At 35.7% G+C, this 15067-nt stretch carries 15 protein-coding genes and 1 pseudogene; 7 read left to right on the top strand and 9 right to left on the bottom strand.

The window, feature by feature from the left end; translation table 11 throughout:
• Positions 1 to 2: 2 nt before the first annotated feature.
• The 7 genes from GO621_RS12055 to GO621_RS12025 all read right to left on the bottom strand — a co-directional run bounded on the left by GO621_RS12055 (position 3) and on the right by GO621_RS12025 (position 5335).
• Positions 3 to 374 carry a DUF7009 family protein gene (locus tag GO621_RS12055; protein ID WP_157567359.1) on the bottom strand — a complete coding sequence of 124 codons (372 nt, stop codon included), beginning with the start codon at positions 372 to 374 and terminating at the stop codon, positions 3 to 5.
• Positions 375 to 410: 36 nt separating this feature from the next.
• On the bottom strand, positions 411 to 1280 hold the full coding sequence (gene fdhD, locus GO621_RS12050; protein ID WP_157567357.1) for a formate dehydrogenase accessory sulfurtransferase FdhD: 870 nt from the start codon (positions 1278 to 1280) through the stop codon (positions 411 to 413).
• 231 nt (positions 1281 to 1511) lie between these two features.
• Positions 1512 to 1904 (bottom strand): retroviral-like aspartic protease family protein, encoded by a 393-nt coding sequence (locus tag GO621_RS12045; RefSeq protein WP_157567355.1) that lies wholly within the window; start codon positions 1902 to 1904, stop codon positions 1512 to 1514.
• Positions 1901 to 2146, bottom strand: coding sequence for a hypothetical protein (locus GO621_RS12040; protein ID WP_157567353.1), 246 nt, complete (start codon positions 2144 to 2146; stop codon positions 1901 to 1903). Before GO621_RS12040 ends, GO621_RS12045 begins: the two co-directional genes overlap by 4 nt.
• A gap of 178 nt (positions 2147 to 2324) precedes the next feature.
• The gene (locus tag GO621_RS12035) at positions 2325 to 3317 is read right to left on the bottom strand and encodes a PorP/SprF family type IX secretion system membrane protein (protein ID WP_157567351.1); all 993 of its coding nucleotides are present in this window, start codon (positions 3315 to 3317) and stop codon (positions 2325 to 2327) included.
• 56 nt (positions 3318 to 3373) lie between these two features.
• On the bottom strand, positions 3374 to 4606 hold the full coding sequence (locus GO621_RS12030) for a T9SS type B sorting domain-containing protein (RefSeq protein WP_157567349.1): 1233 nt from the start codon (positions 4604 to 4606) through the stop codon (positions 3374 to 3376).
• Between the two features lie 36 nt (positions 4607 to 4642).
• Positions 4643 to 5335: a hypothetical protein gene (locus GO621_RS12025; protein ID WP_157567347.1), complete on the bottom strand. Its 693-nt coding sequence runs from the start codon at positions 5333 to 5335 to the stop codon at positions 4643 to 4645.
• Between the two features lie 1655 nt (positions 5336 to 6990).
• Between GO621_RS12025 and GO621_RS12020 the strand changes: the two genes are divergently transcribed.
• The 3 genes from GO621_RS12020 to GO621_RS12010 all read left to right on the top strand — a co-directional run bounded on the left by GO621_RS12020 (position 6991) and on the right by GO621_RS12010 (position 10257).
• Complete coding sequence (locus tag GO621_RS12020) at positions 6991 to 7764, top strand: dienelactone hydrolase family protein (RefSeq protein ID WP_157567345.1); 774 nt, start codon at positions 6991 to 6993, stop codon at positions 7762 to 7764.
• Between the two features lie 630 nt (positions 7765 to 8394).
• Positions 8395 to 9915 carry a tetratricopeptide repeat protein gene (locus GO621_RS12015; RefSeq protein ID WP_157567343.1) on the top strand — a complete coding sequence of 507 codons (1521 nt, stop codon included), beginning with the start codon at positions 8395 to 8397 and terminating at the stop codon, positions 9913 to 9915.
• 12 nt (positions 9916 to 9927) lie between these two features.
• Positions 9928 to 10257, top strand: coding sequence for a CU044_2847 family protein (locus GO621_RS12010; protein ID WP_157567341.1), 330 nt, complete (start codon positions 9928 to 9930; stop codon positions 10255 to 10257).
• A 244-nt stretch (positions 10258 to 10501) separates the two neighbouring features.
• Here the strand turns inward: GO621_RS12010 and GO621_RS12005 are convergent, their stop codons facing one another.
• The gene (locus GO621_RS12005) at positions 10502 to 10660 is read right to left on the bottom strand and encodes a hypothetical protein (protein WP_157567339.1); all 159 of its coding nucleotides are present in this window, start codon (positions 10658 to 10660) and stop codon (positions 10502 to 10504) included.
• Positions 10654 to 10836 (bottom strand): hypothetical protein, encoded by a 183-nt coding sequence (locus tag GO621_RS12000; RefSeq protein ID WP_157567337.1) that lies wholly within the window; start codon positions 10834 to 10836, stop codon positions 10654 to 10656. Before GO621_RS12000 ends, GO621_RS12005 begins: the two co-directional genes overlap by 7 nt.
• 109 nt (positions 10837 to 10945) lie before the next feature.
• Here GO621_RS12000 and GO621_RS11995 point away from each other — a divergent pair, with 109 nt between their 5' ends.
• The 4 genes and pseudogenes from GO621_RS11995 to glgP all read left to right on the top strand — a co-directional run bounded on the left by GO621_RS11995 (position 10946) and on the right by glgP (position 14753).
• Positions 10946 to 11857, top strand: coding sequence for an AraC family transcriptional regulator (locus tag GO621_RS11995; protein ID WP_157567335.1), 912 nt, complete (start codon positions 10946 to 10948; stop codon positions 11855 to 11857).
• 5 nt (positions 11858 to 11862) lie between these two features.
• Positions 11863 to 12288 (top strand): DUF983 domain-containing protein, encoded by a 426-nt coding sequence (locus GO621_RS11990; RefSeq protein ID WP_157567333.1) that lies wholly within the window; start codon positions 11863 to 11865, stop codon positions 12286 to 12288.
• A gap of 47 nt (positions 12289 to 12335) precedes the next feature.
• Positions 12336 to 12830 (top strand): annotated as a pseudogene (locus tag GO621_RS19080) (trehalase family glycosidase); the annotation flags it as partial.
• Between the two features lie 270 nt (positions 12831 to 13100).
• Complete coding sequence (gene glgP / locus GO621_RS11975) at positions 13101 to 14753, top strand: alpha-glucan family phosphorylase (RefSeq protein WP_157567327.1); 1653 nt, start codon at positions 13101 to 13103, stop codon at positions 14751 to 14753.
• Positions 14754 to 15067: the final 314 nt, after the last annotated feature.

Raw genomic sequence — 15067 nt, 5'->3', positions numbered from 1 at the left:
TTTCAACAGGTTTTAACCGGGTTATCAAAATAATCAGACTGGTCTTCCGTTTCTTCGCCATCTACACATTTAAAATCTTTCTCAATTAGCAGAAACAAAGTTTTATTTTCGCCAATTGGTAATTCATGACTAAAACCCACTACTTCTGTACTGATCCACTCCTGCACTATTTTCTGGGGAACAAAAAGGGTAAGTTTTTTATCGGTAAAAGAAGCATCCAGCGATTTGCCGTCAAACAATTTCTGTATGGCGTAAACAAATGCGCTTTTACCAAATTCGGTTTTTTCTTCCAGATAACCTTCTTTTCCAAATAATTCTATTTCTGGGCGCGAAAGGCGTAACCGAACAGAATTGCCTTTAATGCGTATTTTCATTGAAGTAATTTTATTATTAAGGTAAAGCAAAAACAATTAATGATAAGCAGTAACTTCTTTTTGATAACCTTTTAAGCTAATCCTTTGTTCTCCGCAGTAAATGTTAAATTTTTCTCCGCGTAAAAAACCAATTAGCGTAATACCAGCATCAGCAGCCATTTGCACAGCCAGGCTGGAAGGCGCACCAACAGCAGCCACAATTTTTATACCTGCCATATAGGCTTTCTGGATCAGTTCAAAACTCGCCCTTCCGCTTAATAGCAAAAGGTATTTATTTAACGGAAACAGGCTTTGCTGCAAGGTTGCACCAATTAATTTATCCAAGGCATTGTGCCGGCCAACATCTTCCCTTGCAAGCATTAAATTTCCTTCGGGATTAAAAAGCGCACAGCCGTGTAACCCACCGGTAGAGTTAAATACAGATTGATTTTGGCGGAGCAGACCGGGCAAACGATAAATAACTTCCGAAGAAAAAACAGCATCGTCCTGTATGTTTTCCGGTAATCGGCATACTGTTTTTACCGCATCAATTGATGATTTTCCGCAAACGCCGCAACTGGAAGTTGTGTAAAAGTTGCGTTCCAGTTTGCCCATATCCAATTCAAGGCCTTCAATCAATTCTACACGGACTACATTTTCGTGCAAACCATTACAATGTTTAATAGAAGCAACTTGTGCAATATTTTCAATGATTCCTTCGGTGAATAAAAAACCAATAGCCAGTTCAAAATCATTTCCAGGCGTACGCATGGTTACCGAAATGCTTTTTTGCTGACGATGTTCAGCAGGACCATAACCAAGGCGGATTTCCAACGGTTCTTCTGCTGCTAAAAAATCTTTTATGGTGATGATTTGCTTTTCATTAACCTTAGTAATAGTAACTGGTGTAACTGATGTTCTCGGCATAAAACTTTATAGCTTGAAAAGTTAACGTTTTAGCCGTATTTATAGTTTTTGAAAGTAAAAATAGAGTTATTAAGATTTTGTTAGGATAAAAGAAGCATTGTTTTGGAAGAAGAAGTTTTATCATGGCTAACTATTTCGGCTCGCCAGAAGAGAAATTTTAATTGTGTTATTTACATTTCAGACAAGTAGAAAACCTAAAAGTATAGGTTTTGGTATGAAACGTAACAATTGTTAATCAATTACAATTTCACTATTTTTAAAATCTATACAAACTTTATTGTCTTGTAAAAAATTCAATCCAATAACACCATCATAATCAGATAGAATACCATGAGCTAAAAAATCATAAACCTGAACTTCAAAGTTTGTCTTGTTAATACCTAAAGAATTTAATACTTCAATTTGATATATTTCAATAATTATAATTCCGTTTGAAGTTTCAATTTCCTTTTCGCCTTTACTGTCTTTTAGTTCATAACCAGAAAAATATAAAACATTACTATCTATAGTGGTATGTGTTGCGGCTGTATCCAATGCAAGCCTAAATTCGTATTTGCCTTCTATAACAGCGTTTACTATAATTACGTCTTCATTTGTTTTACGGTCAAAAATAAATTTGTTCATAAACGCCTTAAAACTCCAATTTTTCTTGCTTGTTTTAAGTCACCGGCAAAAGCAATTGTCACTTTTAAAAAGTCTTTTGTTTTGTCACGGCCAATGTAACAAACCTCTTTTTTATCCTTACTATGATAAAGAACCGTTCCGCCTAAAACAGTTGTATTTTGCATTTGAGGATTGCCCAATAATATCCATTCATTTGGATATAACTGTTTAAGTTGTTCAAAAGTTAGGAAATCCGCATTCATGTTATAGAAGTTTGTACTGCAAATTTACTAAAATTTAGATCTATAATTGATAGTTCGTATAAATGAAGTTGTTATAGCATTGCCTAAAAGGTTAAAGCATCATTTTCAAATTTAGAAACTTTTTAGTTGTAATAATTTTTAGGTGATAAAAGAAGCATTGCCATACTTCTTTTATCCCCTAAAAATAGCTGCTGGTAGCAAAGTTCTGAGTGCCTTTTTTAGTTAGATAAATACCAAGCGATAACTCGTGGGAACCGTTGCCAAAACCGCTAAAGGCCGACATCGAATAATCGAAAGCATAACCAATGCGCAGTTTACTGGTAGCAAAAAATTCTATCTGTGCAACCACGGCACTGGCATTTTGAAAGCTGCTACTGTAGGCAGAGTTTGACAAGAGTTTTAAACTGGTACGGTAAGTTCCGCCAATCCAAAACCGGTCGCCCAATATTAAAAAAGTGTTTAAATCTAACGAAGTAGCTGTACCGGAAGCATTTTTGAGTAAAAAAGATGGCTTGATGCGGGTATCATCATTCAAAGATAAAACTGTTCCGGCAGTCAAGTAAAAGTGAGGGTTAGGAATGGGAACGGTCAAGCTTTTATCACGGTTCATATATTTAGCAACCAGGTTATCGGCAGAAAAACCGGCAAAAAAACTTTCGGAAGTGTATAATACACCAGCACGTGCATCGGGCAAAATAGTGCTTTGGTAACCTACCGGTATTACATTATCCCCGTCCTGCCCTGCATTCAGCTTAGAACCATCAATCCCGGATTGCACCAATCCTGCACCCAGGCCGAACGACAAACGCTGGTTTCCGCTTCCGCCCACTTGCAAACGATAAGCATAATTAGCATAAGCTGCCAAACTGTTTTGGGCACCTATTTTATCTTTAGCAAGTAAAATGCCCAGTCCTACTTTTTCATCGTTTATTGTGCCATCTGCAGCAACAGAAAAGCTTTGCGGCGCACCGGTAACTCCGGTCCATTGCGAACGGTAAAAACTATGTACGTAAAAGTCTTCTTTAGCACCGGCGGCAGCCGGGTTAATGTATAAGCCATTAAATATATATTGACTAAACTGTACCTCCTGCTGGGCTTTTACATTTAAAGCACAGATGATAAAACAAACAAACAAACAGGCTTTTCGAGTTTTAAAACTACTTTTTTTCATGGTCCCACCCTCTTTGCCACATTGTACGTTTCCTTAACAAAGAGGGTTGTGTTTAATTAAATTGCAGAACGCAGCAAGGTGATATAACCTTTGTACTCTTCCTGTTCGCCATTGTTGTTTTTAACTTTCAGGCTGTAAAAGTAGGTGCCTTCATCCAGTTTATCGCCCGTCCAGTTATTCTGGTAGTTTTTAGATTGATATACTTCGCCTCCCCAACGGTTCACAATAATTAATTCGCTTTCCTTATATTGCGACAAATCAGCTATGGTAAACGTATCGTTCTTACCATCTCCGTTCGGGGTAAATACGTTAGGAATATTGATGCCTAAAATCTGTTTGTAATCAATAGCTGTATTATTGGTTGGGTTGCTGTCCTGCTCTGCAGATGCTACTTTTACCGTATTTTTTATAGTGCCATGACGGGAAGCTTTTGCAGAAAAACGAAGTTCTGAATAAGCACTTGCATTCAGCTGGTCAAGTTTCCAGGTTAACAAGCGGGTATTAGGGTCATAAACTGCTTTTCCGTCAACTGCATTGTTTACGGCAACAAAACTTAGTTCGGCTGGCAAAGTATCAGTTACGCTTACCAGTGTTGCAGTTTGTGCACTTTGGTTTTTTACGGTGAGGGTATATTCAAAAGGCTGATCTACGTTAACATCTTTACTGTCTGAGCTTGCTGCTAAGGCAAGGTCAACTGTTGGATTAACTGCTGCTATGGTTTTAACGCCTGCAGGGTTAACCTTTAGTGTTTGTGTAGAAGTAATAGCGTTCCCGCAACTGTTTTTTCCGTCTGCTGTAGCTGTAATGGTAACCGTACCAGCGCCAATCAGGGTAAGCATATCATTTTCAATAGTAACAATACCTGCCGGAGAAGCGGTGTAAGTTATTTTACTGTTATTCTTACTATTTGCAGTTAACCGGAAAGGCGCATTACCGAGCGTTTTGTCAGCTAAAGGATTAAAAGTAATATAGTCTGAAGTAGTCATATCCACTTCTATCCCATCAGAAGCAGCAGATGCACAGGAATTTTGATTATAGGCTACTACAGTGTAAATCCCTGCTTTTCCTGCTGCATAACTTTTTTCATATGCGCCTACTATTACCTGGCCATTTAAATACCACTGGTAACCAGCAGCATTTGTAGTTGCTGCATTTAAAACAGTGTAAGTTCCTTCACAAATGGTAACAACCTGCGTTGGAGGGTTTCCAGCCACGGTACGAAAGCTAAGGAACATAGCAGGTAACAGAATTAACCAGGCAATAAACTTAGGAAATCTTTTTACTGTCATAACTTACAGGAGGATAGCTTCTTTTACAGTATATTTTTATTGCCCTACGGAAATTGCAGGTTTGGTTGGAACCGGAACAATGTTGATGATCTGGCTGGCAGTTCCGGTATTGGTTGAACTTAAAGCATAAGAAACTTTTACACTGTAAGTATTACTGCCTGTAGTATTTGCCGTTGTGGTATAAGTAGCCGCCGTTGCACCGGCTATATTGGTACCATTAAGTGCCCATTGATACAGATAGGAATATTTACTGTTACCGGGATTAGCGGTTAATGTAGATGCACTTACACCGTTAGAGCAAATAGTGGCGCTGCTGGCGGCAATGGTTGGGTTTAATACAGGAAGGACATAAACTTTAAACGGATCAGAAATATCAGATGTGCACTGGTTAGAATTACTCATTACCAGTTGATAGGTGTAATAACCTGCATCTGTAGTAGTTTCGGTGTAAGCACTGTTACTGCTACTTTGTACCAAATGCTTAACACCTGTACTGTCTAACTTGTACCATTGGTAAATAATATCAGTAGCTGTGCTGGCTGAACCTATTTTTAATGAAATACTGCCGCCAGAACTTATTATTTGCCCTACAGCAGAAGAAGTTGTTGGCGGGCTTGTAATACGGTCGCTTGGGCCTGTTATCAGGGTTACCTGTGCGTTTGCATAACTTCCAAAAGCAATAAAGCCTAAACAAAATAATAGTTTTTTAATTAGTGATTGTACACTCATATTCAGTTACTTACTTTGATTATATTTATTTAATGTTTAATATAAAAGGTTTGAGGGAAGGATTGGGAAAGCAGTTTTGGCCAGGAAGAAGTCCTGTAGAAATAATGCCTTTATAACTCTTAAGCAGTTGCCTAGTATTGGGGAACCGTGCCCGAAACTTTTATAGTAAATTGACTTATTTTCCCTGTCTTGATTTTGCAACATATTGTCTGTTTTTTAAGACTATTTGTTTATTGGTTGGCTTGTACGGCATGCCAACTATCAGGGTTATTTTTACAAATATTTATTTTGTTAACTAACTATAAATGTTATTATTACCTATGTTAACAATAGTATATTTTAAAGAAATAACATTTGTATATAAATATTTTTATTTTTATATCAAGAAAAGTGATTAACTTATTTATAAAAAAATATTTTAGTTAACGGAGGAGTACTTTTCTTTTATAAATAAGCAGGAAAAAGCATTTAATCGGAAGGAAACCTGTTTTTAAAAAAAGTCAGTATGTTTTGCTGGCATAACAAAAACAATGATTGTAAATATCATTTAACTATAAATAATATTAGCAGAATAGTGTAATATTTTAATTCAATATCTGTATAAAAAATAACTAAAAGTTTATAGTTTTTCTGCTTTTTAAAGCGCTTAATAATTATTGAAATAAAATTTCAATCCTGTCAAACCAGATTTTTCTACAATTTTTCCAGCTTTAGATATAAAAAATAGATTATATTGATCTGTATCAATAATTTTAATATATAAAAAGTAAATATTTTAAACTTTAGTATTAATGGAGAAAATATATTTACCTTAATATTAATTCCAGTATAATATATCTCATTTTTCGATTTCCTAAAAAAGCAGGTTTAGCTAATTTTTGCATTTACTATCGTTAATACTTCTGCTTTTTAATGAGCATTTTATGTTTTTTAGCAGTAAAAGAAGCATAATGATAAGAAAATCGAACTTTTACTATTATTTGTTAATAATACTAAATAATACTTATATTATAATTTTAAATAGAATTTACAATAACATGTAATACAAAGACTTATATTAATCTAATTAGTATCGGTTCTTTTTAAAAAGCATATTATTTCCGCTTTCTAATCATTTTTAGTGTAAAGCATTTTAAAAAACCAAAATTGTTTCATAAACCATACATCCTCCCTCCTACTATAGGATAAAAATTCTAAACAGGTTATCTCAGTATAAATATTAGCCTTTATTACAGGTTCTTTTAAAATCAATCTATATTTTCTGATGCGGCACAAACAAAACCTGCTTATGCTGTTTTTATAGCATAAATTTTAACAGGTAAATCAGCTTTAAATGGTGTAAGAAATAAACTGGATGCTGAAAAAGATTTTGATACCCGGAAAGAAACTACCAGTGGTACAAACTTTCAGGGAACAATAAGAACTTGTTTAAATTTTATTCAACGTATTGCCGATGCTTCTTTTATCAGGTAAAATTTATGATGTTCCTGTAATTTTTAATTTAAAGATCATCCGCCTATCAACTTTTTATCGGTAAAAGAAGCATTGGATTTCTTATGATAAAAATTTAAACAGGCCATAACTAATTTATAAAAACTATGATGCTTCTTTTATCAGCATAAAGTTGTTAAAAGATGTATTAACAAACAGCAATCATGAAAAAAACATTACTTCTCGCCTTTGCTTTTACACTGGTATTGCCATTGGCAAATGCACAATTAAAATCTGTAACTTATCTGGATGGCAATCAAAAACTAACAGGGTTTGCTATTAAACCACAAAATCCCACACAAAAAAAAGCTGGAATACTGGTTTTACCTGCCTGGATGGGTATTGATGCCCATGCTAAAGAAACGGCTGAACAATTAGCCAAACTTGGTTATTATGCTTTCGTAGCTGATATTTATGGTGAAGGTAATTATCCAAAAAGTCCTGCTGAGGCCGGGAAATTAGCAGGTTCATACAAAAAGGATTACAAAGCCTACCAGCACCGGATTGATTTAGCGATGCAGCAATTAATAAAATCAGGTGCGGATGCTTCGCGGATTGCTGCAATTGGTTTTTGTTTTGGCGGAACGGGCGTACTCGAAATGGCACGTGCTAATTTTCCGGTTAAAGGTGTAGTTTCTTTTCACGGTGGATTAGGAAAAGATGCCAGTCGGCCTGCAGAACAAATTAAACCGAAAGTTTTGGTTTGCCACGGTGCGGACGACCCAAACGAACCACAGGCAGAAATTTTAGCTTTTCAGCAGGAAATGCGTGACAGTAAAGCCGACTGGCAAATGATTTTTTACGGTAACTCTGTTCATTCTTTTACCGATCCTGCTGCCGGAAATGATAATTCTAAAGGCGCTGCTTATAATGGGTTGGCTGCAAAGCGCTCCTGGGAACACATGAAGCTGTTTTTGGATGAGGTTTTTGCCCAATAGAAATTGAAATAGCTTTTACAGAAAAAAGAGGTTGTTGTAAAAGGCAGCCTCTTTTTTTGTTTTTGAAGAAGGTTAAAAGATTAACAATAGGACTATCAAGGGAGAAATTATAATGGCAATAGGCATTGTTGCACAAATAAAATATAGTTTGTAATGTAAGAGCTTGTTTAAATTTTGTCCTTCCTTTTTTTCATGCTTCTTTATTTCATCAAATATTTTATAGCTTGTACTTTTAGGCTAAAGCCAATTCTTGTTCCCTTTATCCACGGCCTAAAGGCTGTGGCAATTAATAACTGCAATTGTAATGTAGGGTCTTGTTGTTAGGTGTAAAGGTATTGTAAAACAAAAGTGCTTAATTGCCAGGGTCTTCAGGCCGTGGAATTTGTAAAATCAGGTTTGACTTTAGCCCAAAAATCTTAGAATGAAATTTAAACAGGCTCTAAATCTGTATTACTTTCTTATCAAATCTATTTTTTTAAATAAAAATAAATTTAGTTGTTTAACATTTGTTATTACTTAAATTTGAATTAACCTTTTATCCCACTTACTACTATTTATTTTTTGACTGCCCTGGAAGTGTAACTGGCATTAACAGCAATATGATAACTAATTTTAATAAATAATTATTATATGGAAACTTCTCCAATTGAAAGACAAACGCTACGAATTCTATTTCTTGCCTCAGAACCTACAAATGCTGGTAAATTACGTTTAGGTAATGAACTTCAAGAAGTTCGAAATAGATTGTCAACAAATTCTTTTTTTGAATTAAAAGACCGGCAAGCTGTTAAACCCGACGATGTCCTTCAGACAATACTGAACTACAAACCCCACATTGTTCATTTTGCTGGACATGGACAAGAAACTGGCGAGATTTGTTTTGAAGACGAAAAAGGAAATTCAAAAGTTATTCCTCCAGACGCATTGGCATCTCTTTTTAAATTAGTAAATGAATATGTTAAATGTGTTTTAATAAATGCCTGTTATTCTGAAATTCAAGCCAAAGCCATATCGCAATTTGTTCCTATTGTAATCGGGACAAAAAAAGAAATAAGTGATAGTGCCGCAATAAAATTTTCTACTGGCTTTTATACTGCCTTAGATCCGGATCTTTCTCAAAAAAGCCTTTTAAAAGCATTTGATAGCGGCTGCATCTCGATCAGATTTGAAAATTTACCTGAGCACTTAACTCCAATTATTATAGAAGGATTGCCCGAAGTTAGATTTTCTTCGGAGGTTGACACTGCTTTTTTATCAATAGCCCGGCCACAAGGCAAAGTATTTGACGCTTTAATTAAAGGCCTTTCTTTAACCGGGAAAAGAATGGGGGTTTCTGATGACATTGTATTAAAGATCTTGGGTGAAAAAATAACCAAAATGAAATTACACAGTGAAGGTATTGAAGAGTATGAAAAATATTTAAAAGACATCCTGAGGGATGAATACCCTTTATCAGAGACATCGCAACTTGCACTTTTGCAACTGCAAAATGGCCTTGAATTAACCAATGAAGATGTTACAGGTATTAAAGATAAGATTTTATCCAACAAAGATAATTTGACAACTGCTGAGAAATGGTATGACAGAGGTAACGGACAACGTACGATAGGAAATATTGATAAAGCAATTGAATACTTCTCATTGGCAATTGAGAAAGATTCTGATTATTCAGCAGCTTATTATGAAAGGGGCGACTGTTATGATATGAAAGGAAATTTCGACTTAGCCATCTCAGATTTTACTAAAGCCATAGAATATAATAACAAGTGGGAAGTACTTAGTAATCTGAGATCGGCTTATTTTTCAAGGGCAAGGGCTTATCATGCAATCAAAACTGATGATAAAGACAAAAGAAATGAGCTACTGAACTTGTCTTTAGCAGATTGGAACAAAACCCTTGAATTAAAATCTGATCAGCCAGAAGGTTTTTATGGCCGTGGATTAGTATATATTGATTTAAATAAATTAACAGAAGCGATTGACGATTTCAAAAAATCGTATGACTTAGCACCTAAAGACGAGCGAAAACAAAGTTACATATTGGCATTATCAAGGTGTTATTATATGTTAGGACAAAATGATGAATCAAGTAATTGGATGAAACTTTACAAGGGTTCAAAAGAATTATCGATAGACGCTTTTGAAGATTAAAAATAGGATACAATGAAAAATATACTGCAATTAGAAGCAAATGACGGTAGCAATATATTCGTAGAAATTTCTAATGAAGTGCAAAGCGAACCCATGCGTGGAAGTATCACTCAAAACAGAGGAGTTATTGAAAACGTTAAGGAAGGTTTTGATCAGGCTCTTTATCCCCTGCAACAAGTTTCAAATAGTATTATTAATTGTATAAGAGAAATTTCAAATTCCCCTAAAGAAGTTGAAGTTGAATTAGGGTTTAAATTTACCGCCAAGGCTGGAATAATATTGACTAGTTTAGATAGTGAAGCACATTTTCGTATAACCCTTAAATGGACCAATGACAAATGAAACCGTAAAAAAAATAAATCATCACTAAAATATTGGATTATCTTATTAAATACACGTTCAGTTAATTGCTTGCAGTCTATAAAACAACATTGCAGTTCATTTTTACCTTTTGCACTTAAAATTTTTAAGTTTTTATTCGGAAAAATACAACAAAAAGCAAACTCGGACTGTAAACCCTAAATTTGTATAACCGATGCTAAAAGAAGCATCGGTTTTTTCAGCTCAACCCCAAAAACTTCAACTGCTAAGTAAGCGTAGTATAATATAAACCATCAACAAGCAAACCGCCCAGATATGAGTAATAATAATGGTTAAACAAATTGCTTGCGCCAACTTTTAAATTAAGCGTTTTAATGAGGTTATAATTCACCTGGGCATCTACATTTACCGTACCTTTTAACATTTCCGTTTATCAAGCAATTCTACACATCCCTTACCAGGCAGCGGCCCATCTTCCGTTTCCAGCCAAATTCGTCCGGTTAATTTTAACTGCTTATTTGCTGCCATCGCGTAAAAATCAGGAATATTTATCCTGATAAAAACAGCATTGGTCAACAGAAAAACAAGGGCCTTAAACATTTTTATCCTGATAAAAACAGTAAAGTATAAATCATATCAGTAAAAAATACCATTAAAACTATTAATAGTTCCAAGGTTGTTATTAAACTGATGGTACTTTTGTACAGAAATGAAACAAATACCAGTGTACGATATCTGCACATTATCAGCAGAAAAACCAGATCAGGAAGATATTCTGACAGATCGTTTCGCTGCTTATTTGCATCATCACCAAAACCTGCGTTTTCCACACCGGCATTCTTTTTATCATTTGGTCATGTTTACTTCAGGGACTGGGACCCATGATATCGACTTTAAAAGATTTCCTGTAGAAGCTGGCCAGATTTATTTTATGGTTCCTGGCCAGGTACATACCTGGAATTTTGCAGGAAACATTGATGGTTACATCATTAATTTTTCGGATCAGTTTTTTCAGTCTTTATTATTAAACCCTGCTTATCTGGAATATTTCTCTTTTTTTAGCGGAATGGCCGAAGATGAAGTACTTCTTTTATCAGATAAAAATAAGCAAAATGCTATTCGGCTTTTTGAACAGATTTTGTTAGAATATCAGCAAAAAGAAGCATCGTATAAAGATATGATCCGTTCTTTGCTGCTGGAATTATTCATTTCTATTTCCAGAACAACTTCAGATTCAACCTTAAAAAAACAGCCCAAACAAAGCCATTTGCTATTGAAAAATTTTCAGAAGCTGATTAATAAACATTTTACTGATTTGAAGCTGCCTAAAGAATATGCAGATTTGCTTTACGTAACGCCCAATCATTTAAATGCGCTTTGTAAAGATTTTGCGGGAAAATCTGCAGGCGAATTAATACGCGACCGTGTTTTACTGGAAGCAAAGCGCTTGTTAATTAATGCCGAATTAAGTATTTCTGAAATTGCGTATCAGCTTAATTTTTCAGATAACTCCTACTTTACAAAATTCTTTAAAAAGCAAACTGGTATTACACCGGAGGTGTTTAAAAAGAGTATTGACCACAATTATAAATACGATTATCCACAGAACTTTAATTTATAAATATAATGGAAAAGGTTTCTAAAGCTTACGCAATGGCCCATGCTAAATGTCCGCGCTGCCGCAAGGGAAATATGTTTGCCAATAGCATGTATGGTTTTCATACCCAAAAGATGAACAAAAGTTGCCCTTATTGCGGCTTTGTATTTGAGCAGGAGCCTGGTTATTTTTATGTGTCGATGTTTGCCAGCTATGCTTTAAATGTAGCCGAAATGGTAGCGGCAGTAATTGCCATTTATACTTTTACGCATAATACCAGTTCTCCATGGCTCTACATTTTCCTTATTTTGGGCGTTTCAGTTATTTTATCGCCTTTTAACTTTCGCTATTCCAGGGTAATGCTTTTGTATTGGTTAACGCCCAGAGGGGTTAAATATCATCCTGAAATTAAACCCTTGCCTACTTATCATCAAAATGAAGGACAATTAAAATAACGGGCAATATCGGCAGCAATTTTTACAGACGATAAGAACAGCACAAAAAAGCCATTTTAAAATATTGCTGGAATGAGAAAACCGGATGGTTCCTGGATTATAACTGGAAGCTGCAACAAACCTCTCCTGTTGAAACGCTTGCCGGTACGTTTCCTTTAGAATTTGAAGTTGCTACAAAAAAACAGGCCGAAAGCGTGGCGCAGAAATTAAAAAGCACATTTTTAAAAACAGGCGGTTTGGTAACTACCGTTAACCGCAGCGGACAGCAATGGGATTTGCCAAATGCCTGGACACCTTTAGAATATATTGCTATTGACGGATTGGAAAAATATCAGCAGAAAAATTTAGCCAGGGAAATTGCCGAAAGATGAATCAATATTAACGTGCGTCTTTTAAAACAAACCGGAAAATTAATGGAAAAATACAATGTAGTAGATGCAAATTTAAACGCTGGCGGCGGCGAATATCCTTTGCAAGATGGCTTTGGCTGGACAAATGGCGTGCTGCTTGATTTAATGGACCGTTATCATATCAATCCTTAACCGTTCGATGCTTCTTTTATCACTGTTTTTTTGTCGAAGCTTTTAAATTTGATTGGAAGTTCTCAGAATAATCCTTGCCAGTTTTTCACCTATGCAAGTAACTTCAAGTTTAATATGATGATTGTACTTCCTCTTTTTCGATCAATCCTTCATCTGGTTATGTTTTTTAGGTGATAAAAGAAGCATGAACAATTTCGGTATGATTAGTTGTGGTTTCAATTTTACAGCTTAAAACTTGTAATTTTAGCAAAGAAGCCAATAATTTAAAATATGATAACAAAAGAGGAAATTTTCGGGTACGTACCAGATCAAAAATACAATACTTCCGCCGCTTATTTTTCTATGGAATTTGCGGTTGACCAGTCGCTAAAAATTTATAGCGGCGGATTAGGCTTTCTCGCAGGGTCGCATTTGCGCAGCGCGTATGAGTTAAAGCAAAATATGCTGGGCGTAGGCATGTTATGGAAATATGGTTACTATGAACAGGCAAGGGATACCAATGCCCTGATGAAGCCCGATTTTATAGAAAAGGAATATGCCTTTTTACAAGATACAGGCATTGTTTTTACTGTTCCGGTACATGATTCCCCGGTACACGTAAAAGCTTTTCTGTTAAAACCGGAAATATTTGGCTCTGCCCCATTATTTCTGCTCAGTACAGATATTCCTGATAACGATTACGTCTCCCGTACCATAACCCATCGTTTGTATGACCCTCATGAAGCCACCCGTATCGCCCAAAGCATTATTTTAGGTATTGGAGGTGCAATGTTATTGGATATTTTAGGAATAGAACCTGATGTTTATCACATGAACGAAGGACATTCTGTTTCGCTTAACTTTTACTTGCATGCCAAATATAAGAGCCTCGAAGAAGTAAAAAAAAGAGTTGTATTTACAACCCACACGCCCGAAATGGCTGGCAATGAAGAACATCATTACGGTTTATTGAAAGAGATGTCATTTTTTTACCATTTGCAGGAGCATGAAGTTAAATTTCTGCTGAACATGGAGGGCGATAATTTTAATTATACTTTGGCTGCACTAAAATTTTCACGGAAAGCAAATGGCGTATCCAAATTACACGCAGAAGTTGCGCGGGAAATGTGGGGCAGCAATCCGGGCGTATGCGAAATTACCGCTATTACCAACGCACAAAACAAAGCTTATTGGACAGATGCATTATTGGATAATGCTATCAAAAGCAATCATAATGAAGCGATCATCAGCAGAAAAAAAGAACTGAAACGACATTTATTTAAAGAAATTGCCAACCAGTGCGGAAAACTGTTTGATGAAAACATCCTGACCCTTGTTTGGGCAAGGCGATTTGCAGGTTACAAACGTGCCGATCTTTTAATGCTTGATTGGGTAAGATTTTTAAGCCTGATAAACAACACGCAGTTTCCGGTACAAATTATTTGGGCTGGCAAACCCTATCCTGAAGATAATAGCGCTATCGACTTATTTAACCAGATCATCTCCCGGGCAAAGCCTGTTAAAAACTGTGCGGTACTTACCGGTTACGAGCTTGGCCTGTCTGCTTTGTTAAAAAAAGGTTCTGATGTTTGGCTAAACAACCCGCGCTTGTACCGGGAAGCTTCGGGGACCAGTGGTATGACGGCCGCCATGAACGGCAGTATTAACCTTTCTGTACCTGATGGCTGGATGCCAGAATTTGCAGTAAACGGGGAAAATTGTTTTATCATCCAACCAGCTTCAGACCTGCTTTCAACAATAGAAAAAGATAAACAGGAAAATATAAACTTAATGGATACATTAGAAAAAACTGTCCTTCCAATGTATTATAACGATGAACAGAAATGGTTAACTATACTTAAACAAGCCGCCGCTAATATAATGCCCACTTTTGAATCAGGCCGTTTAGCCAAAGAATATTACGAAGTAATGTACAAGGGCTGAACGAAACGGCAATACTGTTTTTAGTGGCATAAAAGAAGCATCAAAAGATTGGGCTATACGAACAGGATTAAAAATGAACAAGGTGTAATAGCTTTACCTGTTACACTTCTATCTACATGGTTTGGGTTTGTAAAGCTGCCTTTGGCTTATTATGGCTGGATGTTACTGATCATACTATTTTACCTCGCGACAGCCGAATTGGCTAAACGCTGGTTTTACAAAAAAATAAGCAATGCGAAACCAATATTACGTACTTTTTTAATTTAGTACGAAATAATAATAGGTTGATGATAGCTATAGTTTTTAGAATAAAA

Origin of the sequence: Mucilaginibacter arboris (assembly GCF_009754915.1) — a bacterium.
In the GTDB taxonomy this organism is placed as follows: Bacteria; Bacteroidota; Bacteroidia; order Sphingobacteriales; family Sphingobacteriaceae; genus Mucilaginibacter_A; species Mucilaginibacter_A arboris.
Note: the sequence above shows the minus strand (reverse complement) of the source record. Positions and strands in the feature narration are given on the sequence as shown.

What these genes read in the sequence shown, in the direction of transcription:
- GO621_RS12055 (WP_157567359.1), bottom strand. Translation starts at nt 374, where the DNA reads ATGAAAATACGCATTAAAGGCAATTCTGTTCGGTTACGCCTTTCGCGC.
- GO621_RS12020 (WP_157567345.1), top strand. Translation starts at nt 6,991, where the DNA reads ATGAAAAAAACATTACTTCTCGCCTTTGCTTTTACACTGGTATTGCCA.
- fdhD (WP_157567357.1), bottom strand. Translation starts at nt 1,280, where the DNA reads ATGCCGAGAACATCAGTTACACCAGTTACTATTACTAAGGTTAATGAA.
- GO621_RS11995 (WP_157567335.1), top strand. Translation starts at nt 10,946, where the DNA reads ATGAAACAAATACCAGTGTACGATATCTGCACATTATCAGCAGAAAAA.
- glgP (WP_157567327.1), top strand. Translation starts at nt 13,101, where the DNA reads ATGATAACAAAAGAGGAAATTTTCGGGTACGTACCAGATCAAAAATAC.
- GO621_RS12005 (WP_157567339.1), bottom strand. Translation starts at nt 10,660, where the DNA reads ATGTTAAAAGGTACGGTAAATGTAGATGCCCAGGTGAATTATAACCTC.
- GO621_RS12035 (WP_157567351.1), bottom strand. Translation starts at nt 3,317, where the DNA reads ATGAAAAAAAGTAGTTTTAAAACTCGAAAAGCCTGTTTGTTTGTTTGT.
- GO621_RS12015 (WP_157567343.1), top strand. Translation starts at nt 8,395, where the DNA reads ATGGAAACTTCTCCAATTGAAAGACAAACGCTACGAATTCTATTTCTT.
- GO621_RS12025 (WP_157567347.1), bottom strand. Translation starts at nt 5,335, where the DNA reads ATGAGTGTACAATCACTAATTAAAAAACTATTATTTTGTTTAGGCTTT.
- GO621_RS12000 (WP_157567337.1), bottom strand. Translation starts at nt 10,836, where the DNA reads ATGTTTAAGGCCCTTGTTTTTCTGTTGACCAATGCTGTTTTTATCAGG.
- GO621_RS12045 (WP_157567355.1), bottom strand. Translation starts at nt 1,904, where the DNA reads ATGAACAAATTTATTTTTGACCGTAAAACAAATGAAGACGTAATTATA.
- GO621_RS12040 (WP_157567353.1), bottom strand. Translation starts at nt 2,146, where the DNA reads ATGAATGCGGATTTCCTAACTTTTGAACAACTTAAACAGTTATATCCA.
- GO621_RS12030 (WP_157567349.1), bottom strand. Translation starts at nt 4,606, where the DNA reads ATGACAGTAAAAAGATTTCCTAAGTTTATTGCCTGGTTAATTCTGTTA.
- GO621_RS12010 (WP_157567341.1), top strand. Translation starts at nt 9,928, where the DNA reads ATGAAAAATATACTGCAATTAGAAGCAAATGACGGTAGCAATATATTC.
- GO621_RS11990 (WP_157567333.1), top strand. Translation starts at nt 11,863, where the DNA reads ATGGAAAAGGTTTCTAAAGCTTACGCAATGGCCCATGCTAAATGTCCG.